The sequence below is a fragment of the Citrobacter sp. Cpo069 genome (genome assembly GCF_030332785.1).
Lineage (GTDB): Bacteria > Pseudomonadota > Gammaproteobacteria > Enterobacterales > Enterobacteriaceae > Citrobacter > Citrobacter portucalensis.
The window spans coordinates 403,183-423,519 of record NZ_JAOWHD010000046.1; the positions used below are offsets into that span (position 1 = coordinate 403,183).

The following is a 20,337-nucleotide window of genomic DNA, read 5'->3' on the forward strand; positions in this document are numbered from 1 at the left end:
AAATTCCTGGAGTTATTTCAACCTATTGACTTTTAATTTGAAATAGGGATTAACTTTTAGTACGTTACATAAATGTAAATAAACGGCAATTCACATTGCCGAAACCGTGCGGTATATCGCACAATAACCCCAGATTTCACAGCAAAGATCCTCACAATGAGCAAATCATTACAGAAACCCACGATTTTGAAAGTGGAAACCGTCGCCCAATCCCGGCTGTTTAAGGTCGAAAGCGTGGACCTTGAGTTCAGCAATGGCGTACGCCGCGTTTATGAACGTATGCGTCCATCCACGCGTGAAGCGGTAATGATTGTGCCGATTGTTGACGACCATCTGATCCTTATTCGCGAATACGCGGTCGGGACCGAGTCCTACGAACTGGGTTTTTCCAAGGGATTAATCGATCCTGGCGAAAGCGTGTTTGAGGCGGCGAATCGGGAGCTGAAAGAAGAGGTGGGGTTTGGCGCAAAAGATCTGACGTTTTTAAAGAAACTCAGCATGGCGCCATCTTATTTCTCCAGCAAGATGAACATCGTGGTGGCAGAGGACTTATATCCTGAATCGCTGGAGGGTGATGAACCCGAGCCATTACCGCAGGTGCGCTGGCCGCTGGCGCATTTGATGGACCTGCTGGAAGACCCTGATTTTCATGAAGCACGTAATGTCAGTGCGCTGTTCCTCGTCCGTGAATGGCTGAAAGGGCAGGGACGGCTTTAATTACGATTACCAACTGATACCTTATCCAGCCTACAAAATTCCGGAAGATCAAATAATTGTACCGAAATTGTAGGCCGGATAAGCGAAGCGCCATCCGGCAATCGATCAGAACAGTTCGTGTGTCTCACCATTATCGATAATGGTTGTCCCCACCTCATGCACCGCCTGTTGCGTCGGCTGAGTGCCTTCAATGAAGTACTCTGCGCGGCTATTGCCACCGCTCGCCAGTTGTCCTGTGCTGCGATCGATATTGACCGTCACGATACCCGGCGGTGGCGTCAGCGGCTGTTCAGGCACACCTTCCAGCACGGATTTCATGTAAGCATCCCATGCAGGCTGCGCACTCTTCGCACCGCCTTCGTAGCCGGAGATTTGGTCTTTGATCGCGCCGGAAGCCGTTGTATGACCAAGGTTGCGGCGATGGTCATCAAAGCCGATCCATACCGACGTTACTACCCCTGGTCCGTAACCGGAGAACCACGCATCTTTAGAGCTGTTGGTGGTCCCGGTTTTCCCACCGATATCATGACGCTGTAAATCGCGACCTGCGCGCCAACCGGTTCCCATCCAGCCTGGTTCACCAAAGATATTGGTGTTCAGCGCGCTTTTAATCAGGAAGGCCAGCGGCGTGTTGATCACGTGCGGAGCGTACTCCTGTGTGCCGCTTTGCGCGACCAGAGCCTGGTTTGCCTGCTCAAGTTGCGGCATAGGCACGGCGGCATTCTGCTGTTCTTGCGAGACGGCGACATCTTCTACGTTACTGTTTTCCAGCACATTAGATTTCTGGGTATCGCCGTAAATCACCGGAATATCGCATTCCGGGCAGGCAATTTTCGGCTTCGCTTCGAAGATAACGCCGCCCATATCGCTTTCGATCTTACTGATGAAATACGGATCGACCAGGAAGCCGCCATTAGACATCACCGCGTAACCGCGCGCCACCTGCAACGGCGTGAACGAAGCCGAACCCAGCGCCAGTGACTCGGTATGCACAATGTTCTGTGCCGGGAAACCGAAACGTTGCAGATACTCTGCCGCGTAATCCACGCCCATAGCGCGCATGGCGCGTACCATCACTACGTTTTTCGACTGACCCAGCCCCTGACGTAAGCGGATAGGACCGGCGTACTGCGGTGGGGAGTTCTTCGGCTGCCAGTCGGAACCAGCACCGGCATCCCAGCGGGAGATCGGCACGTCGTTGAGCATGCTCGCCAGCGTCAGACCTTTATCCATTGCGGCGGTATACAGGAATGGCTTGATGTTGGAGCCCACCTGGCGTAACGCCTGGGTTGCACGGTTAAACTTGCTCTGGTTGAAGTCAAAACCACCAACCAGCGCCAGCACCGCGCCGTTTTGCGGATTGATGGAGACCAGGGCGGAGTTGACGTCCGGCACTTGCGCCAGCCACCAGGCATCTCCCACCTGGCGTACCCAGATTTGCTGGCCAGTCTGTACTACGTCGGTCACTTTACGCGGCGTTGGGCCTTGTTGAGTATCCGAACGGTAAGGACGCGCCCAGCGCATACCATCCATCCGTAATGACACTGATGTACCATCCGCCAGCGCGGCAATGGCTTCCTGTGGATTGGCGCTGGTAACAACCGCCGGCAGCAGGGGGCCATAAGTCGGCAGCGCTTTCAGCGTATCGGTAATTTTCTTGCTGTCCCAACTGCTTTCACCCACTTTCCACAGCACGTTCGACGGGCCGCGGTAGCCGTGGCGCATGTCGTAATCCATCACGTTGTTACGTACTGCCTGCTGAGCTGCCTGCTGTACTTTGCGCGTAATGGTGGTGGTGATGCGATACCCGTCTTCATAGGCTTTCTCGCCATAACGGTTATACATCTCCTGGCGCACCATTTCAGACAGATACGGTGCAGAGAAAGCGATTTCCGGCGCGTGGTAGTTAGCGTCAATGGCCTCGCCGCGCGCCTGATCGTACTGGGCTTGCGTGATGTAGTTTTCGCTCAACATACGCGATAGTACAACGTTACGTCGCGCGGTTGCACGGTCCATCGAATAGAGCGGGTTGAAGGTTGACGGCGCTTTTGGCAGACCGGCAATCACCGCAATTTCACTTAAGCTGAGTTGATCCACCGTCTTACCGAAATAGACCTGCGCGGCAGCACCCACGCCATAGGCGCGATACCCCAGATAGATCTTGTTCAGATACAGTTCGAGGATCTCATCTTTACTCAGCAGTTGTTCAATGCGGATCGCCAGAAACACTTCTTTGATCTTACGCATCAGCGTACGTTCCGGGCTCAGGAAGAAGTTTCTCGCCAACTGTTGGGTAATGGTACTCGCCCCTTGCGATGCGTGACCTGAGAACAATGCGACGCTGGCCGCACGGAAGATCCCCACCGGGTCTACCCCATGGTGCTCATAAAAGCGGCTGTCTTCTGTGGCGATAAAGGCTTTAACCATTACCGGCGGCATCTGATCCAGCGTGACCGGGATTCGACGTTTCTCGCCATATTGCGCGATTAGCTCGCCGTCAGCGCTGTAAACCTGCATCGGGATCTGTAAACGCACATCTTTGAGCGTCGCGACGTCAGGTAATTGCGGCTCGATATAGCGATAAAGGCCATAAATCGAGCCTGCTCCCAGCAGGATGCAACATACTGCAAGGATTAATAAATACTTTACGAACTTCACTGGAGATTTCCCATTTAGTGGCATTTGGGCAGTTTATAAACAAACGCGCGGTAGTATAAAGGCAAGCCAGACGCATTGATATACCCGTTAAAGCGACGGGTGATAAGGAGATCATCAGCAATGGCTTTCAATATCTGGAAAATTGGTCTGCATATTCAGCAACATGAAGCGCTGGCTGTCGCTATCGTTCGCGAAGCATCAGGTTGGTATCTGCAACGCTGGTGGCGTATACCGCTGACGCCTCAGGCTATCGTCGATGGCCACATTCGCGAGCCTGAACAGCTGGTCGCCGCGCTGCTGCCGTGGAGCCGGGAGCTTCCTCGCCGACACCATATTCATCTCTCTTTTCCCGCCAACAGGACGTTACAAAAAAAGTTTCCTCGTCCGACAATGACGTTACGCGAGCCAGAGCAAACCGCATGGTTGTCTGGTTCGATGGCGCGTGAACTGGATATGGCGCCGGATGCGCTGCATTTTGATTATAGCGAAGACACGTTGAGCCCGGCGTTTAACGTCACTGCTGCGCAAAGCAAAGAGATTTCAGCGCTTCTGACGCTTATCCAAACCCTGAAGGTGCAGGTTACGGCGATTACACCGGATGCCAGCGCGTTACAGCGATTTATTCCCTTCTTGCCAGAGCATCAGCAGTGTCTGGTATGGCGTGATGACGCCCAGTGGTTATGGGCGACCCGTTCGGCATGGGGACGTAAATCAACGGGCGATATTGGCAGTATCGATGAGCTTGCCACGACATTATCTCTGCCCACGACAGCCATTGCGCAATGCTCCCCTGGCGGCTTCGATCCTTTGAGCGCCTTGTCTGTACGCCAGCCGCCCATTCCAACGCAAAGTCATCACTTCGCCATTGCGCTGGGACTCGCTATGGGAGGCGCGTACCGATGATAGCGACCATTAATCTTCTGCCCTGGCGTCAGACTCGGCGTTACGCTTGCCTGCGCTTCTGGGGCATCTTATTTAGCGCTTCGCTACTGCTTAGTATTGGCGTGTTGTTGCGCTATTACAGCGTGTTGAGTGTAGAAAATCGGGCTGAATTGTTGCTGGCAGATGCCGAAAAGACACGTGTCGAGGCCTTAATGGCGCTAAAGCCGCGTATGCAGCAGCGCCAGCAACGATGGCAACAGGTGCAGGCACGGAACAAACAGCGTGAGCAGACCCGAAGCTGGCAGTCGGTTTTGCAAGAGCTGGCGGAATTACTGCCTGAGCAGGCGTGGTTAACAAAAATGACCTGGCAACAGGACACGCTGGAACTGACGGGAAACACGCTGAACTTTGCCGCGCTGAAGGCGCTGGAAGCGCAATTACGCCAGCAACCATTGTTTCAGTTGAGCTGCCCCGGTGAAACGCAGCAGGATGCGCAGGGACGCTGGCAATTCCACTATCGACTGACACGGAGCGGTGCGCATGATAACGCTCTGTGATGCCTGGTTAGCGCAGTCGCCGCGCTTTCGACTCATCTGCTGGTGCGGCTGGATGTTGGGGCTACTCATACTGGTGACGTTATGTCTTTATCCCGTAGCGCGGGAGCGGACGATGCAACGCGAGACGCTGGTCCAGCAACGTGCAGCTATTCAGATGCAATGGCGAGATGTCTATCTGCTGGCGGCATCACCAGCAGAGCCGGAAGAGAAACTGACCCTGTTCTCTCCACTACTGTTTCAGACTTCACTTACTCGTCTTATCCACTGGCAACCCTCTGCGCAAGGCGGAGAGATGGCGCTGATATCGGCCTGGGATGCTATCCCGCAGACGTTTGTCCAGTTGGCGGATCAGGGGATGAACGTCAGCCGATTTTCGCTTAGCGCAGAAGACACGGAGCTGCTGCTAACGCTACAGCTGGAGCGCCTGAATGACGGTTGAACGCTGGCTGTTGGCATGTATGAGCGTACTGATGCTCACCGGTATGCGTAATCCCTTCCTGCCGCCGGAGGACCTCTGCCAAATTGCTGAGCTGTCGACATGGCGTTTTCAGGGCATGGTGAGCCAGGGCACGCGACCCATTGGCATCGTTCAGGATAGCCAGAAAAAATGGCGGCGGGTTAAGCCAAATGACGTCCTGAAAAACGGTTGGACGATTACGCAGATAACGGCCCAGAACATAACCCTCGGCACAGAAAAAAACTGCGAACCGCCGCGGTGGCAGTGGCAACGACAAGGAGCGGTAAATGAAGCGATGGATAGCGTGGATAGTAATAGCGCTGGCGGTCGGGATAACGAGCGCACTGGCGACGAAACCGCAAAACGTGACGCTGGTGGTCGATGATGTGCCGGTTACGCAAGTATTGCAGGCGCTGGCTGAACAGGAACAGAAAAACCTGGTAGTTTCGCCAGATGTCAGCGGTGTGCTGTCGCTGCATTTGACGGATGTCCCCTGGAAGCAGGCATTGCAGACGGTGGTAAAAAGTGCCGGACTGGTATTACGCCAGGAGGGAAACATCCTGCATGTACATTCTGTTCAATGGCAGAGTGAAAATGCGGCCCGCCAGGACAATGAACAGGCGCGGATTCAGGCCAGTATGCCGCTGGAGCAGCGCAGCATTATTTTGCACTATGCCGATGCTGCCGAGCTGGCAAAAGCAGGAGAAAAGCTGCTCAGTGCCAAAGGAAGCATGACGGTGGATAAACGGACCAACCGCTTACTGCTGCGTGATAATAGCGTTGCGCTTAACACCCTGGAAAAGTGGGTATCGGAAATGGATTTTCCGGTTGCCCAGGTCGAACTGGCGGCGCATATCGTGACTATTAATGAAAAAAGTTTGCGCGAGCTGGGGGTGAAGTGGTCGCTGGCTGACGCACAACAATCGGGGGCGGTTGGGAATGTCACGACGCTCGCCAGCGACCTTTCTGTAGCCACCGCCACATCCCGTGTGGGATTTAATATTGGCCGCATTAACGGTCGTTTACTGGAACTGGAGTTGTCTGCGCTAGAGCAAAAACAGCAGTTGGATATCATCGCCAGCCCACGATTACTGGCATCTCACCTGCAACCTGCCAGTATTAAGCAGGGCAGTGAGATCCCTTATCAGGTCTCCAGCGGTGAAAGCGGTGCGACATCCGTCGAGTTCAAGGAAGCGGTACTGGGGATGGAGGTAACACCAACGGTGTTGCAGAAAGGGAGAATCAGGCTGAAACTGCATATCAGCCAGAATGTTCCCGGACAGGTTCTACAGCAGGCAGATGGCGAAGTGCTGGCTATCGACAAGCAGGAGATTGAAACTCAGGTCGAGGTAAAAAGCGGCGAGACGATTGCGCTTGGCGGGATTTTTTCACATAAGAATAAATCCGCAGCCGACAGCGTGCCGCTATTAGGCGACATTCCCTGGCTTGGCTCTCTTTTTCGCCATGATGGTAAAGAAGACGAACGGCGCGAATTAGTGGTCTTTATTACGCCCAGACTGGTTTCAACGGAATAACTTATGCATGAAAAGCCGTTGTTTTTGCACTGAACACGTTTCAGGGATTTGACGTGAGGGTGTATTTAGCATACAAGGAGTACCGATTTGAGCGTCGGTACTTTTCTTTACTTATGCGGCAGTGAATACGCTTTGCCTTTCCGGTGGTGTGCCATAGGCTTATTGGGTGTCATTTGACTGCGCGATACGTCGCCAGGTCTGATGTTTGCAGGGTAGCATGCCTGCCACGACCAGAAATGCGTTAGGTTTGGTGATTTATTCAGTTGCCAAACCCGCTTGAGTATTGAGATAATTTTCAGTCTGACTCTCGCAATATCTTATGAGGTTTCAGTTCATGTCCTGCTGCGCTGGGTGTCTGCGAAGCGGGTTTACCATTAACGAATAGTCTTAGTAGTACCGAAAAAATGGCAGAGAAACGCAATATCTTTCTGGTTGGGCCTATGGGTGCCGGAAAAAGCACTATTGGGCGCCAGTTAGCTCAACAACTCAATATGGAATTTTACGATTCTGATCAAGAGATTGAGAAACGAACCGGAGCTGATGTGGGCTGGGTCTTCGATGTAGAAGGTGAAGACGGCTTCCGTGATCGCGAAGAAAAAGTCATCAACGAGTTGACGGAAAAACAGGGTATTGTGCTGGCAACTGGCGGTGGCTCTGTAAAATCACGTGAAACACGTAACCGTCTTTCCGCGCGTGGCGTCGTGGTCTATCTTGAAACGACAATTGAAAAACAACTTGCACGTACTCAACGTGACAAGAAACGCCCGCTGCTGCAGGTAGAATCACCGCCTCGTGAAGTTCTGGAAGCGTTGGCTGACGAACGCAATCCTCTGTACGAAGAGATTGCTGACGTGACCATTCGCACCGACGATCAGAGCGCAAAAGTCGTAGCAAACCAGATTATTCATATGTTGGAAAGCAACTAATTCTGGCTGAATACACACTCGTCTGCGGGTACAAGTAACTAAGGTGGATGTCGCGTAATGGAGAGGATCACAGTCACTCTCGGGGAACGTAGTTACCCTATCACCATCGCGGCTGGTTTGTTCAATGAGCCAGCTTCATTCTTACCGCTGAAATCGGGCGATCAGGTTATGTTGGTGACCAACGAAACCCTGGCTCCCCTTTATCTCGATAAGGTTCGCGGCGTACTTGAACAGGCGGGTGTTAACGTTGATAGCGTTATCCTTCCCGATGGCGAGCAGTATAAAAGCCTGACGGTTCTGGATACGGTTTTCACCGCGTTACTGCAAAAACCGCACGGTCGTGATACCACGTTAGTTGCCCTTGGCGGCGGCGTGATTGGCGATCTGACCGGTTTTGCGGCAGCCAGCTATCAACGTGGTGTTCGTTTTATTCAAGTCCCGACAACTCTGTTGTCGCAGGTCGACTCCTCCGTTGGCGGCAAAACCGCCGTAAACCATCCCCTCGGTAAAAACATGATTGGCGCGTTTTACCAACCGGCCTCCGTGGTGGTGGATCTCGATTGTCTGAAAACGCTTCCTGCGCGTGAGCTGGCATCGGGGCTGGCGGAAGTGATCAAATACGGCATCATTCTTGACGGCGAATTTTTCAGCTGGCTGGAAGACAATCTGGATGCGTTACTGCGTCTGGATGGTCCGGCAATGGCGTACTGTATCCGTCGTTGTTGTGAGCTGAAAGCAGAAGTTGTCGCAGCAGACGAGCGTGAAATGGGCTTACGTGCTTTACTGAATCTGGGACACACGTTTGGCCATGCGATCGAAGCTGAAATGGGTTATGGCAATTGGTTACATGGTGAAGCAGTCGCAGCAGGTATGGTAATGGCTGCCCGTACGTCAGAACGTTTGGGTCAGTTCACCTCCGCTGATACGCAGCGAATCATTACGCTGTTACAGCGAGCTGGCTTACCGGTGAATGGGCCGCGTGAAATGTCCACCGAGGCTTATCTGCCGCACATGCTGCGAGATAAAAAAGTGTTAGCGGGAGAGATTCGTTTGGTGCTTCCGCGAGCGATAGGGAAGAGTGAAGTGCGCGGCGGAGTGTCGCACGAGGTGGTTCTTAACGCTATTGCTGATTGCCAGCAGGCGTAACAACAAGAAAGGTCAGGCTTACGTTGCGAAACGTAGGTCTTTTAGCTTCAGGTTATGTGCAAAGTCGTAAGCATTAACCTTTGAGTGGGGTGTTAAATGGATGAATTCAAACCAGAAGACGAGCTGAAACCCGATCCCAGCGATCGTCGTACTGGTCGTTCTCGTCAATCGTCTGAACGCGATAATGAGCCGCAAATCAATTTTGATGATGTTGATCTGGATGCTGACGATCGCCGTCCTGCACGTGCACGCAAAGAGCGTGAAGAAGAGCAGGACATTGAAGAAGAGTATGAATCTGATGACGATGCCGTGGATGAAGAGCGTGTAGAACGTCGTCCGCGCAAGCGTAAGAAAGCCGCCAGCAAACCTGCCTCCCGCCAATATATGATGATGGGTGTGGGTGTTCTGGTACTGCTGCTGCTGATTATCGGCATTGGTTCTGCGCTGAAAGCCCCCTCATCTTCTTCCAATGAGCAGGCAGCATCTGGTGAGAAGAGCATCGATCTTTCTGGCAGCAATGCAACGGATCAGGCGAGCGCAACGGCTCCTGCAACGGGCACTGAGCAGACCGCTGGCAATACTCAGCAGGATGTTTCCCTGCCACCGATTTCCTCTACCCCGACTCAAGGTCAGGCACCTGCGGCAACCGAAGGCCAGCAGCGTGTTGAAGTGCAGGGCGATTTGAACAATGCTCTGACACAACCGCAGGGTCAGGAGCAGGTTAACAACGCCGTGGTTAACTCTACGCTGCCGACCGAACCTGCGACCGTTGCGCCGATGCGTAATGGTAATGCTGCGCGCCAGACGGCGAAAACGGAAACGACTGAGCGTCCTGCTGCTACGCGCCAGGAACGTAAACAGGCCGTTATTGAGCCGAAGAGCAAACCGCAAACTACGGTGAAAGCGACGCCGACAGAGCCGAAACCTGTTGCTCAGGCAAAACCAACCGTAACTGCTACCGCGCCGACCACCACAACTAAAGCACCTGTGGTAACCGCTACGCCGAAAGCGACCGCTGAGCCGAAAGCAACTGCGACGCCAACGCAGACCGCAACGCCTGCGCCAACGGCGACAGCAACAACGACAACGCCTGTTGCTGGCGGAGCGAAAAGTGCAGGTAATGTTGGAGCGTTAAAATCTGCGCCGTCCAGCCATTACACGCTGCAGCTCAGCAGTTCTTCTAACTACGACAACCTGAACGGTTGGGCGAAGAAAGAAAACCTGAAGAACTACGTGGTGTACCAGACGACGCGTAACGGTCAACCGTGGTATGTTCTGGTGACAGGCGTGTATGCGTCTAAAGAAGATGCGAAGCGTGCAGTGTCTACGTTACCCGCTGATATTCAGGCGAAAAACCCGTGGGCAAAACCGCTGCATCAGGTTCAGGCCGATTTGAAGTAAGATAGGATATGTTCTGCAATGGTTTGATGTTTCGCCCAATTGCGGGACAAAGACTAAAGCGCAGGATGCTGTCGGAGCTTTCTCCACAGCCGGAGAAGGTGTAATTAGTTAGTCAGCATGAAAAAAAATCGCGCTTTTTTGAAATGGGCAGGGGGGAAATACCCCCTGCTTGATGATATCAAACGGCATTTACCTCAGGGTGAGTGCCTGATTGAACCTTTCGTGGGTGCCGGGTCGGTGTTTCTCAACACCGACTTTTCTCGTTATATTCTTGCCGATATCAACAGCGACCTTATCAGTCTCTATAACATCGTGAAGACGCGTACCGATGAGTATGTGCAGGCTTCGCGTGAGCTGTTTATGCCTGAAACCAATCAGGCTGAGGTGTACTATCGGTTCAGAGAAGAATTTAATGCCAGCGAGGATCCGTTCCGCAGAGCAGTGCTGTTCTTGTATCTGAACCGCTTTGGTTACAACGGATTGTGCCGTTATAACCTGCGCGGCGAGTTTAACGTCCCGTTTGGGCGTTATAAAAAACCTTACTTCCCGGAAGCTGAGTTGTACCATTTTGCTGAGAAAGCGCAGAATGCGGAGTTCCATTGCCTCTCCTATGAAGAGTGCATGAACCGTGCGGATAGCAACTCTGTGGTCTATTGTGACCCGCCTTATGCACCGCTTTCGGCGACGGCAAATTTCACTGCGTATCACACCAACAGCTTTAGCCCGAAAGAGCAGGCGCATTTGGCCGAGATGGCAGAAAAGCTGGTCAGTAAGCAGATCCCGGTGTTAATTTCGAACCACGATACGCCCGATACCCGTGAATGGTACCGAGCGGCGAAACATTTTCAGGTCAAAGTGCGGCGCAGCATAAGCAGCAATGGCGGCACGCGTAAAAAGGTGAACGAACTGCTGGCACTGTATAAACCAGGAGTCGTAACGCCTGCGAAGAAATAAATCTCAAGGAGAAGCGGATGAAACAGTATTTGATCGCCCCCTCAATTCTGTCGGCTGATTTTGCCCGCCTGGGTGAGGACACCGCGAGAGCGCTGACTGCCGGTGCCGATGTCGTGCACTTCGACGTCATGGACAATCACTATGTACCGAACCTGACCATCGGACCGATGGTACTGAAATCGCTGCGTAAATATGGCATCACCGCCCCGATTGATGTTCACCTGATGGTGAAACCGGTCGATCGGATTGTCCCGGACTTCGCCGCCGCTGGCGCCAGCATCATTACTTTTCATCCGGAAGCCTCCGAGCATGTCGATCGCACTTTACAGCTGATCAAAGAGCATGGCTGTAAAGCGGGCCTGGTGTTCAACCCGGCAACACCGCTGAGCTATCTGGACTACGTCATGGATAAGCTCGATGTGATCCTGCTGATGTCCGTTAACCCAGGCTTTGGCGGACAGTCCTTCATCCCACAAACGCTGGATAAGCTGCGCGAAGTGCGTCGTCGTATTGATGAATCTGGCTACGATATCCGCCTCGAAGTGGACGGTGGCGTCAAAGTGAATAACATTGGTGAAATTGCCGCGGCAGGCGCAGATATGTTTGTTGCAGGCTCCGCCATTTTCGACCAACCAGACTACAAAAAAGTCATTGATGAAATGCGCAATGAACTGGCGAAGGTAAGTCATGGATAAGTTTCAGGATATTCGGGGCGCTGCATTTGACCTCGACGGCACGCTGGTCGACAGTGCGCCGGGATTAGCCGCAGCGGTGGACATGGCGCTGTATGCGCTGGAACTGCCGGTTGCCGGAGAAGAACGCGTTATCACCTGGATTGGTAACGGTGCAGATGTACTGATGGAGCGCGCGCTGGCGTGGTCCCGTCAGGAGCGCGCAACATTACGTAAAACGATGGGTAAACCGCCCGTTGATGATGATATTCCCGCCGAGGAGCAGGTACGTATTTTGCGTAAGCTGTTCGACAGATACTACGGCGATGTCGCAGAAGAGGGGACATTCCTGTTCCCTGATGTTGCCGACACGCTGGGCGCGCTGCATGCGAAAGGATTGCCGCTGGGTCTGGTGACCAACAAACCGACCCCGTTTGTCGCGCCATTGCTCGAAGCATTAGATATCGCCAGGTACTTTAGCGTGGTCATCGGTGGTGACGACGTGCAGAATAAAAAACCGCATCCGGATCCGCTGCTGCTGGTGGCAAGTAAGCTTGGCATCAAGCCTGAGCAAATGCTCTTCGTAGGGGATTCACGCAATGATATTCAGGCGGCAAAAGCTGCTGGCTGTCCGTCCGTTGGCCTGACCTATGGCTACAACTACGGCGAGTCGATCGCGCTGAGTCAGCCCGACGTTATTTACGACCGTATTAATGAACTACTGCCCGCTCTCGGGCTTCCGCATAGCGAAAATCAGGAATCAAAAAATGACTAAGCCCATCGTTTTTAGTGGCGCACAGCCCTCAGGTGAATTGACCATTGGCAACTATATGGGTGCGCTGCGTCAGTGGGTGAGCATGCAGGATGACTACCATTGCATCTACTGCATCGTTGACCAACATGCCATCACCGTTCGTCAGGATGCTCAGCAGCTGCGTAAAGCAACGCTCGATACGCTGGCGCTGTATCTGGCATGCGGTATCGATCCTGAAAAAAGCACCATTTTCGTGCAGTCTCACGTACCGGAGCATGCACAGTTAGGTTGGGCGCTGAACTGCTACACCTACTTCGGCGAACTGAGCCGTATGACCCAGTTCAAAGACAAATCCGCGCGCTATGCGGAGAACATCAACGCCGGTCTGTTTGATTATCCGGTACTGATGGCGGCAGACATCCTGTTGTATCAGACCAACCAGGTACCGGTTGGCGAAGATCAGAAACAGCATCTGGAACTGAGCCGCGATATCGCCCAGCGCTTTAATGCCCTGTATGGCGACATCTTCAAAGTGCCTGAGCCGTTCATTCCTAAATCCGGCGCGCGCGTGATGTCGCTGCTGGAGCCGACGAAGAAAATGTCCAAGTCGGATGACAACCGTAACAACGTGATCGGTCTGCTGGAAGATCCGAAATCTGTGGTTAAAAAAATCAAACGTGCGATGACCGACTCCGAAGAGCCGCCGGTTGTACGCTACGACGTGCAGAACAAAGCGGGTGTTTCCAACCTGCTGGATATTCTCTCCGCCGTCACCGGTAAGAGCATTCCGGAGCTGGAACAGCACTTCGAAGGCAAAATGTATGGTCATCTGAAAGGTGAAGTCGCAGAGGCCGTTTCCGGTATGCTGACCGAGCTTCAGGAACGCTATCACCGTTTCCGTAACGATGAAGCTTTCCTGCAGAAAGTGATGAAAGAAGGTGCGGAAAAAGCCAGCGCCCGCGCATCTGTTACGCTGAAAGCCGTTTACGAAGCGATTGGTTTTGTCGCCAAGCCGTAATGCGCTCTGTGTTGTTAAAAAAACCGGGAAGTTCCCGGTTTTTTTGTATCTGCGCAATCGCTTCTATTACTGATTCGCAGCCGGGCCACAGCCACCAATAATTTTTGAAATCGAAATTGCTGGATGCAGGAAATAATTGTAGCTGCAGTTATTTTTTGTGTTTTCGATATGACCAGTGCACGCGGTCAGCGTAGCCAGAACACCAGCAACTAAGGTGATTTTTGCAAATTTAAACATGTCAAAATCCTTGTTAGATATCTATTTATAAATGGATGAAGTCCATTTTTCGCCGGATAAGATATCAACTAACATAAAATTTAAGTAGTCCAGAAAAGGACATGTCGATTTATATATAAAACATACGATTAGTGAATTGAATTTAAATAAAAAAGCCTGGTATTAATAAATAATACCAGGCTGCGGATTTAATTAATTAGCGAAATGTTTTTCTGAAATTCAACATAAAGCCTTTATCGCTGATGTTGTCCTCTTTCCACTGGTAAGCGTCCAGATTCAGGCTGGCGTCTTCGGCGCTGTATTTCACGCCGACCGTCGCCAGGCCGTTGACGCCTCCGCCTTTTTGGTCGTCGTCTACGCCAAAGGACTGGCCTGCGGCACCTTGCAGTGACGCAGTACGCTGGCTCTTGCTGTAGCTCAGGTTCGGACCGCCTTCCAGCGTGGCGCTGGCGCTCCAGCCATTTTCACCGGTATAGTCGAACTTCATTCCGACAATGGAATCCACAGCGGTTTCGCTGCCAGAGTTCATCGACAGGTTGAAATCACCCGCACTACGCTCTTTATAGCTGCCTTCCAGCGTATGACGGAATTTCACCCCGGCGTACGGCGTGACTTTCAACGTATCGTTGAGCATGGTGAAGGTTTTCGCCCCTTCGCTGCGGAACTCAAGATACTGCTGACGTGCGTTGGAATCCGCCACCTTGTTGGTGTCGCCATAAGAGACAGAACGGCTGCTGTCGAGGTTGTGTACGTCATAACGCAGGCTGTTCTTCCACGCCAGACCTTCATCAAACGCCATGCTGTGCTTCAGACCAAAGAACTGGCTGTAGCCGCCGGTCAGGCCATTGTCGCCCGCGGTCTTCGAACCGTCACCGTCCAGGCGCGCGATACCATACTCCAGCGTCAGATTCTGGCTGGCGGTGAGATCCAACGACTGACGTAATGCCAGCATGTCGTACTGGGTATCGTTGCCCAACTCAGCGCGCGGGTCGCCTTTCGCTACGACGTTGAACGCCAGGTCATCTTTAATTTGCGGCGCGGCATCGGCCAGCATGGTAAAGCGGTTGCTTAGCACGCGGGCTTCACGGAATGCGGTGATTGCCTGACTGCCGCTCACCTGCTTAAGCGCGTTGTTCAGTTCAGCGGTGGAGCCAACGTTGAGGCTGGTGTACAGCTCGTTGTTGGTGTAACCGGCGTCGAGCGCCTGCGCCACGTCACTGACGGAACTATCGGTCGCCACATCGGCATAGGCGTTTTTGGTCATGGTGACGTCAACGTTGCCGCTGGCATCGGTGCTGCCCTGTGCATTCCACACCACGGAGGTGGACTGAATGGCACCTGCGTCGGACAGGTTGCTGCCCTCGACCACGTTGTCAAAGCTGACGGTGGTGTCGGCAGTACCTGCGGTAAAACCGGTGTTAATCTCCACGCCGTTCATGCTGGCATTGCTGACCATCAACTTACCGGCGCTGCCATCAGCGCTGGTTCCGACCACATAGCCCGACAGGTTGTTGGTGGCCGATGAATCTGCACTGTCGCTGGTGGTAACGGTTGTCGTGCCATCGGTAATAGCAGGTTCCGTGGGGGCCGTGAAGTCAACATAATGCACTTCCGTACCATCACCGTTTTCGCCGCTGCCTTCAATGGTTTTACCATCCTGCTTGATAAAGCCGGAGCCAGTCACGTTGTCATCAATGTAGACCGTGCCGTTGTTGACGATATGGCCGTTACTGCCCAACTGGCTGAAGGCGTAGGAGTTGCTGGCGTAAATATTGATGGTGCCGTTATTTTCGATCACCGCATCGGATTTGGCATCTGATTCCAGTTGCATCCCGACCATGCCGGTTTGCGTGGTGCCTACTGTACCTACATTGATAGTGCCATTATTGACCATCTTCGCGCTGCCGTGCGCGGACATCGCCACATTGTTAGTTTTATCAATGTTGATGGTGCCGTCGTTAATGGCTTTACTGCCGCCATTATTTTTCGAGGTAGTGACCTGCCCGTTAATGACGCCAGTGCTGCCGTTGTACAGCGTGTGCCCGCTCCCGCCGGTGGCGATATCGGCATCGCTGTTCACTGTCCCCCAGTTATTGAAGGCACCGGACCACAGGGCGTTATCTGCCAGCGTCATCACGCCGCCTTCAAGATTATTGAGCGTACCGTTTTTATCGACGGTGCCGTTATTAATGGCACCCGCGTTATTGACGGTTGCGGCAGCGGTAAATTTGAGTTTATCGACTTCGCCGCCAGCGTTGTTGTTCAGTACCGCACCACCCGATGCGCCGGTCCAGTCCGTCACGATGCCGGTATTGTTCATGGTGCTGGACCATTGCTCAACCGTGTTCATGGACCCGCTGTTGTTGATAATGGAACCTGCGACGGTGGTGCCGGTTTTCCCGGTCACGGTGCCTGTATTGTTGAAGATACCGCCGTCAACGGAGACTGCCGCTGTTGTACCTTCGTTGGTATAGGTGCCGCCTGTTGCAATACTGACGCTGCTGATGCTGCCGGTGTCGGCATTGGTTAAATCGCCGTAATTTTTAACGATGACCTTGCCGCCGCTGACGGTGCCCGCGTTGCTAATGTGTACGGTTTCCGTTGCTATCGGATTGGTAATGATGGTTTCGCCGGTAAGCGTTTCGCCTGCGGCGGTAATGACATCGCCATCAGCAAAAGTAAGGGAAACGTTGCTGTCGGTTGGGTTGTAGTCGTCGCTGCCCTGGCAGTTGCTGTCATAACAGACCGTACCGTAGTTAACCACGGTACTTTTGCTGTCAGTCAGGAAAGGCTTGCCGTAATTGGCATCAATATTGATGGTCCCTGTGGTGTCGTTAATCACGATGCCACCATTCAGCGCCGCCATGCCCACCAGTTGGTTATCATCGGTTTTGGTGACGCCTGCATCGGCGGTCAGGTTAATAGTGCCCTGGTTAATGGCTGTGCCGCCGTTAAGTGCCATCATACCGAAGCCCGCATTATTGACGGTAATGGTGCCTGTATTGGTGGCGGTTGCATCGCCATAACCACCGTCGGTGGTGCCTGCCACCATTGCCGAGCTGGTCAGATAGAGTTGTGATGGTGACCAGTAGCTTTTGCTGGCGACGGTATTATCGTCGTTCAGCGTCGGGACGAAGCCGTCCAGGTAAATATCTCCGGCATTGAGGGCCGTCCCTTTACTGGCGGATACGCCATAGACCCCCGCCCCCTGGAGATTTATTGTGGCGCCTGCCTCGTTGCTCACTTCGCCGTAGTTTTCCGCCAGCATGGCGTACAGCGTATTGCTGTACCAAATCAGCGGGAAGGTTCCTATTCCTCCATCGCTGCCAGGGGTTAGTGACGATACCAGCGTGATTGATCCTCCCGCTGCGTTGCTAACTATCGATCCTTGATCGGTAGCCGCAGTGATTGCATTACGGTTGTCATGACCGCTTGTGGCATAGGCGCTAATATCGCCACTGTTTTTTGCCTGTGCGCCGCTGCGGGCGAATAATAGGGCGACAGCGCCGTCATCAACGATGGCTCCCTGATTATCGATCGATGAACCCTGGCCTTTTGCGGTTAATATTGCGTTGTAGGTGTAATGCTCACTGGGCAAAACTGTTTCTGTGATTTTAATTACAGAGTTTTGGTCTAACGTTAAGCTGCCGCCGTTTTGTACATTGGCCAGTGTCACTGAGCCGCCGGGGAGGGTGGTGATATTCAATGTGGACTCACCGCTTAATGTGACACTGCTAGCTCCGTCTATATTTATGCCTGTAACAGACGATACTTCGCCATCGCCATTTTCGGCGTAGTTGATATCAATACCGCCCATCAGATTGACGGTATTGCCATCACCTTTGACCGTGAGGCCGTATGTATCCAGCCACTGTCCACTTACCGTGCTCACATCGCTAACATTGATGTTAAGCGAGCCGGTTAGATCCACCTGATTGTTCGTGCCGCTGACGGTGATTCCCTGGAGGGTATCGCTGTTGCTGGCCATCTGGCTATCTGCGTCATAGTCACCGCTGATTGTGACGTTGCCGGTAATATTCAGCGTATTGTTATCACCCGCCATATCGAGGCCCTGTGCACCACGGTATAGGCCGTTGCTGTCCTCGACAGCGGTCACATTGATATCACCATCCAGCGTCGCCTGTGACGAGTCGCCACTCATTTTTGCGCCAGTACCATTCAGGCTGACGTCGATATTCCCTTTATTATTAAAGACATTTCTTTCACCATCGATCACAAAACCCACGGAGTTTGCATCGCGCACGGTCGCGTTGCCGGTGTTTTTGATTTCGTTACCCGACCCGTCAGTGACGATACCCGTCGCGCCGTTGGTGACTAGTATGTCACCTGCCTGAGTCAGGCTATTATTATTTCCATCAATGACTGCAGCGATCGAGCCCGCGCCATCCACGGTGATATCACCCGTATTCGCGATTCGGGAATTATCGCCCGCAATGACGGTACCCGTTGCGCCCTGCGCAATGGTTTGATCTCCTTCGCCAATAACCAGCGCCTTATTACCTGCAATGTACAGTCCGGTAGACCCCGCGCCGGATACCGTTGAGTCGCCGGTGTTATCAATCACCGCACCATCACCGGTCATTTTGGCTCCGGTCGCGCCGTCGGTAACGTTTAGTTCGCCATCGTTAGTAATGCGCGTTTTGTCGCCGGTGATGCTGATACCGATAGAGCCTGCGCCGCTGACATCGGTGGTGCCGATATTATCGAAGGTGGCGCTGTTGCCGTTAATCAGGATGCCCGTTGCGCCGCCGGAAATATCCTGCTTCCCTTCGCTGTTAATGGTTGCGTTGTCGCCGTCAATAAATAGCCCGGTAGAACCTGCGCCGCTGGCGGTGGTATCGCCTTTATTGTCGATGAGGACATCATCACCGGTAATCTTTGCCCCGGTAGCGCCGTCGGCCACATAGAGTTCACCATCGTTGATAACGTGCGAGTTGTCGCCATTGACGATGGAGCCGGTTGAACCTTGACCGCTGATGTTAGAGGTGCCGGTATTCGCCACCGTGGTTTCGTTGCCATCGATCACCATGCCGGTGCCGCCACCTGTGACGTCAATGCCACCGGAAATGCGGGTGGTGGTGCCGTTACCTGAAATCAGCGCGCCGGTTGCGCCGTCGACGGTGCTTTGTCCTGAAATCGTATTGGTGGTGTTGTCACCGGTAATGACGATGCCGACCGCACCATCGCTGACGGAGGAATCACCGCTTAACGCGTTGCTTGTCCGATCGCCGGAGATGATGACGCCAGTTTTACCTTCACCACGGGTATCAACCCCGCGATCGGCAGTATTTGAAGCGTCATCGCCAGCGACGACGGTTGTCTGGTCATCGGCAACGATCAGGTATCCCTGGTTGTCATATTTCCAGTACAGGCCGCTTCCTTGTACCGTACCTTCAATGACGGCGGCATTCTCATCGGTCACTTTCCAGTCGGAAACCAGCAGCGTTTTACCGTCTTGTAATGCGATCTGCCACCGATCATCCTGTTCGACGTAATTCCATACGGCGCCGCCGAGGTCCGTGCCGCTATCCAGCTTGATGCCGTCAAATGTCAGTGTGTTCAGGCCTTTATCGATGGTGACGCCGTTACTGAAGGTAATAACAGAGGTATCATCAGGTGGTGTAGGTGTTACATCGCCGCCATCGTCGTCGGGAGGCGTGGGCGTTACATCACCGCCATCGTCATCGGGAGGTGTGGGCGTTACATCGCCGCCATCGTCGTCGGGAGGTGTGGGCGTTACATCGCCGCCATCGTCGTCGGGAGGTGTGGGCGTTACATCGCCGCTATCGTCGTCAGGAGGCGTGGGCGTTACATCGCCATTATCTGATGGGGTTGCCGGAGTATCATTATGGTGGGAATGGCCGCCGCCATTGTTATCGATACCTATCGCTACACCAGCTGTTAGCGCAGCGACACCACCCGCGACCCATCCCCAGTGATTGTCTTGTTCTGTATAATCTGCCAGGCAGCGTGCGGAGAGTTTGTTACGTTCGGCTTTTGATAATACGGATATATCAGTAGGGCAATCATTGTCATCGTCGCTACTATCTGCGGCTATCGCCGGGAGATAGTAAGTTTGCAACGCAAGAGCAATACCCACAGCAATGAGTTTTTTCCTTTGCATAATCGACATCCTTAAATAAATACGCACAAAATATGCCATTGAAGGCATAAATTTATTTCGAGGTAATTTATTATTTTGCCACTGAATGACCGTGCTTCGTCAAATTACTCAATGGTCATGTATTATTTAGGATGTGAATTAGATTTATGGGTTGTACGGATATAAATAGGGTATTTTACGTGTTTTTTATAAATTAGAGCGCAGATTCATTTTGTTGGTGAATGAGTTTAGTCTTTCTTAATTCAGGTTTGAGAATAAATCATGAATAATAAACGAGAA

At 52.9% G+C, this 20,337-nt stretch carries 16 protein-coding genes; 13 read left to right on the forward strand and 3 right to left on the reverse strand.

Annotation, left to right across the window (positions count from 1 at the left end):
• The first annotated feature begins 156 nt into the window (after positions 1 to 156).
• Positions 157 to 717, forward strand: a complete 561-nt coding sequence (nudE, locus tag OGY08_RS11490) for an ADP compounds hydrolase NudE (RefSeq protein ID WP_003827667.1) — start codon at positions 157 to 159, stop codon at positions 715 to 717.
• Positions 718 to 822: 105 nt separating this feature from the next.
• Here nudE and mrcA read toward each other — a convergent pair whose 3' ends face one another.
• Complete coding sequence (gene mrcA / locus OGY08_RS11495; protein WP_003827669.1) at positions 823 to 3,375, reverse strand: peptidoglycan glycosyltransferase/peptidoglycan DD-transpeptidase MrcA; 2,553 nt, start codon at positions 3,373 to 3,375, stop codon at positions 823 to 825.
• A 120-nt stretch (positions 3,376 to 3,495) separates the two neighbouring features.
• Between mrcA and OGY08_RS11500 the strand changes: the two genes are divergently transcribed.
• The 12 genes from OGY08_RS11500 (at position 3,496) to trpS (ending at position 13,676) form a co-directional block, all read left to right on the forward strand.
• Entirely contained in the window at positions 3,496 to 4,278 is a 783-nt protein-coding gene (locus OGY08_RS11500) for a type IV pilus biogenesis protein PilM (RefSeq protein WP_125362814.1), read from the forward strand.
• Positions 4,275 to 4,814 carry a PilN domain-containing protein gene (locus OGY08_RS11505; RefSeq protein WP_125362815.1) on the forward strand — a complete coding sequence of 180 codons (540 nt, stop codon included), beginning with the start codon at positions 4,275 to 4,277 and terminating at the stop codon, positions 4,812 to 4,814. Before OGY08_RS11500 ends, OGY08_RS11505 begins: the two co-directional genes overlap by 4 nt.
• Positions 4,798 to 5,253: a HofO family protein gene (locus tag OGY08_RS11510; protein ID WP_125362816.1), complete on the forward strand. Its 456-nt coding sequence runs from the start codon at positions 4,798 to 4,800 to the stop codon at positions 5,251 to 5,253. Before OGY08_RS11505 ends, OGY08_RS11510 begins: the two co-directional genes overlap by 17 nt.
• Positions 5,243 to 5,656, forward strand: coding sequence for a HofP DNA utilization family protein (locus tag OGY08_RS11515; protein WP_125362817.1), 414 nt, complete (start codon positions 5,243 to 5,245; stop codon positions 5,654 to 5,656). The genes OGY08_RS11510 and OGY08_RS11515 overlap by 11 nt, the downstream gene beginning before the upstream one ends.
• Positions 5,559 to 6,806: a DNA uptake porin HofQ gene (gene hofQ, locus OGY08_RS11520; protein WP_125362818.1), complete on the forward strand. Its 1,248-nt coding sequence runs from the start codon at positions 5,559 to 5,561 to the stop codon at positions 6,804 to 6,806. Before OGY08_RS11515 ends, hofQ begins: the two co-directional genes overlap by 98 nt.
• A 404-nt stretch (positions 6,807 to 7,210) precedes the next feature.
• Positions 7,211 to 7,732: a shikimate kinase AroK gene (aroK, locus tag OGY08_RS11525; RefSeq protein ID WP_003023552.1), complete on the forward strand. Its 522-nt coding sequence runs from the start codon at positions 7,211 to 7,213 to the stop codon at positions 7,730 to 7,732.
• A 57-nt stretch (positions 7,733 to 7,789) separates the two neighbouring features.
• Positions 7,790 to 8,878, forward strand: a complete 1,089-nt coding sequence (aroB, locus tag OGY08_RS11530) for a 3-dehydroquinate synthase (RefSeq protein WP_003827681.1) — start codon at positions 7,790 to 7,792, stop codon at positions 8,876 to 8,878.
• 96 nt (positions 8,879 to 8,974) lie between these two features.
• Complete coding sequence (gene damX, locus OGY08_RS11535) at positions 8,975 to 10,279, forward strand: cell division protein DamX (RefSeq protein WP_071446675.1); 1,305 nt, start codon at positions 8,975 to 8,977, stop codon at positions 10,277 to 10,279.
• Between the two features lie 117 nt (positions 10,280 to 10,396).
• Positions 10,397 to 11,233 (forward strand): adenine-specific DNA-methyltransferase, encoded by an 837-nt coding sequence (gene dam / locus OGY08_RS11540; RefSeq protein WP_003827684.1) that lies wholly within the window; start codon positions 10,397 to 10,399, stop codon positions 11,231 to 11,233.
• A gap of 17 nt (positions 11,234 to 11,250) precedes the next feature.
• Positions 11,251 to 11,928 carry a ribulose-phosphate 3-epimerase gene (rpe, locus tag OGY08_RS11545; protein ID WP_003023561.1) on the forward strand — a complete coding sequence of 226 codons (678 nt, stop codon included), beginning with the start codon at positions 11,251 to 11,253 and terminating at the stop codon, positions 11,926 to 11,928.
• On the forward strand, positions 11,921 to 12,679 hold the full coding sequence (gene gph, locus OGY08_RS11550) for a phosphoglycolate phosphatase (RefSeq protein ID WP_103284641.1): 759 nt from the start codon (positions 11,921 to 11,923) through the stop codon (positions 12,677 to 12,679). The genes rpe and gph overlap by 8 nt, the downstream gene beginning before the upstream one ends.
• Entirely contained in the window at positions 12,672 to 13,676 is a 1,005-nt protein-coding gene (trpS, locus tag OGY08_RS11555) for a tryptophan--tRNA ligase (RefSeq protein WP_003827687.1), read from the forward strand. The genes gph and trpS overlap by 8 nt, the downstream gene beginning before the upstream one ends.
• Before the next feature lie 66 nt (positions 13,677 to 13,742).
• Here trpS and OGY08_RS11560 read toward each other — a convergent pair whose 3' ends face one another.
• On the reverse strand, positions 13,743 to 13,913 hold the full coding sequence (locus OGY08_RS11560) for a YhfL family protein (protein WP_125362819.1): 171 nt from the start codon (positions 13,911 to 13,913) through the stop codon (positions 13,743 to 13,745).
• Between the two features lie 196 nt (positions 13,914 to 14,109).
• Positions 14,110 to 20,058, reverse strand: a complete 5,949-nt coding sequence (locus tag OGY08_RS11565; protein WP_286565888.1) for a pectate lyase-fold domain-containing protein — start codon at positions 20,056 to 20,058, stop codon at positions 14,110 to 14,112.
• Positions 20,059 to 20,337 lie beyond the last annotated feature (279 nt).

Bases quoted from the DNA above. Each gene is read 5' to 3' on its own strand.
- nudE (WP_003827667.1), top strand. From the start codon at position 157: ATGAGCAAATCATTACAGAAACCCACGATTTTGAAAGTGGAAACCGTC.
- OGY08_RS11500 (WP_125362814.1), top strand. From the start codon at position 3,496: ATGGCTTTCAATATCTGGAAAATTGGTCTGCATATTCAGCAACATGAA.
- OGY08_RS11505 (WP_125362815.1), top strand. From the start codon at position 4,275: ATGATAGCGACCATTAATCTTCTGCCCTGGCGTCAGACTCGGCGTTAC.
- OGY08_RS11510 (WP_125362816.1), top strand. From the start codon at position 4,798: ATGATAACGCTCTGTGATGCCTGGTTAGCGCAGTCGCCGCGCTTTCGA.
- OGY08_RS11515 (WP_125362817.1), top strand. From the start codon at position 5,243: ATGACGGTTGAACGCTGGCTGTTGGCATGTATGAGCGTACTGATGCTC.
- hofQ (WP_125362818.1), top strand. From the start codon at position 5,559: ATGAAGCGATGGATAGCGTGGATAGTAATAGCGCTGGCGGTCGGGATA.
- aroK (WP_003023552.1), top strand. From the start codon at position 7,211: ATGGCAGAGAAACGCAATATCTTTCTGGTTGGGCCTATGGGTGCCGGA.
- aroB (WP_003827681.1), top strand. From the start codon at position 7,790: ATGGAGAGGATCACAGTCACTCTCGGGGAACGTAGTTACCCTATCACC.
- damX (WP_071446675.1), top strand. From the start codon at position 8,975: ATGGATGAATTCAAACCAGAAGACGAGCTGAAACCCGATCCCAGCGAT.
- dam (WP_003827684.1), top strand. From the start codon at position 10,397: ATGAAAAAAAATCGCGCTTTTTTGAAATGGGCAGGGGGGAAATACCCC.
- rpe (WP_003023561.1), top strand. From the start codon at position 11,251: ATGAAACAGTATTTGATCGCCCCCTCAATTCTGTCGGCTGATTTTGCC.
- gph (WP_103284641.1), top strand. From the start codon at position 11,921: ATGGATAAGTTTCAGGATATTCGGGGCGCTGCATTTGACCTCGACGGC.
- trpS (WP_003827687.1), top strand. From the start codon at position 12,672: ATGACTAAGCCCATCGTTTTTAGTGGCGCACAGCCCTCAGGTGAATTG.
- OGY08_RS11560 (WP_125362819.1), bottom strand. From the start codon at position 13,913: ATGTTTAAATTTGCAAAAATCACCTTAGTTGCTGGTGTTCTGGCTACG.
- OGY08_RS11565 (WP_286565888.1), bottom strand. From the start codon at position 20,058: ATGCAAAGGAAAAAACTCATTGCTGTGGGTATTGCTCTTGCGTTGCAA.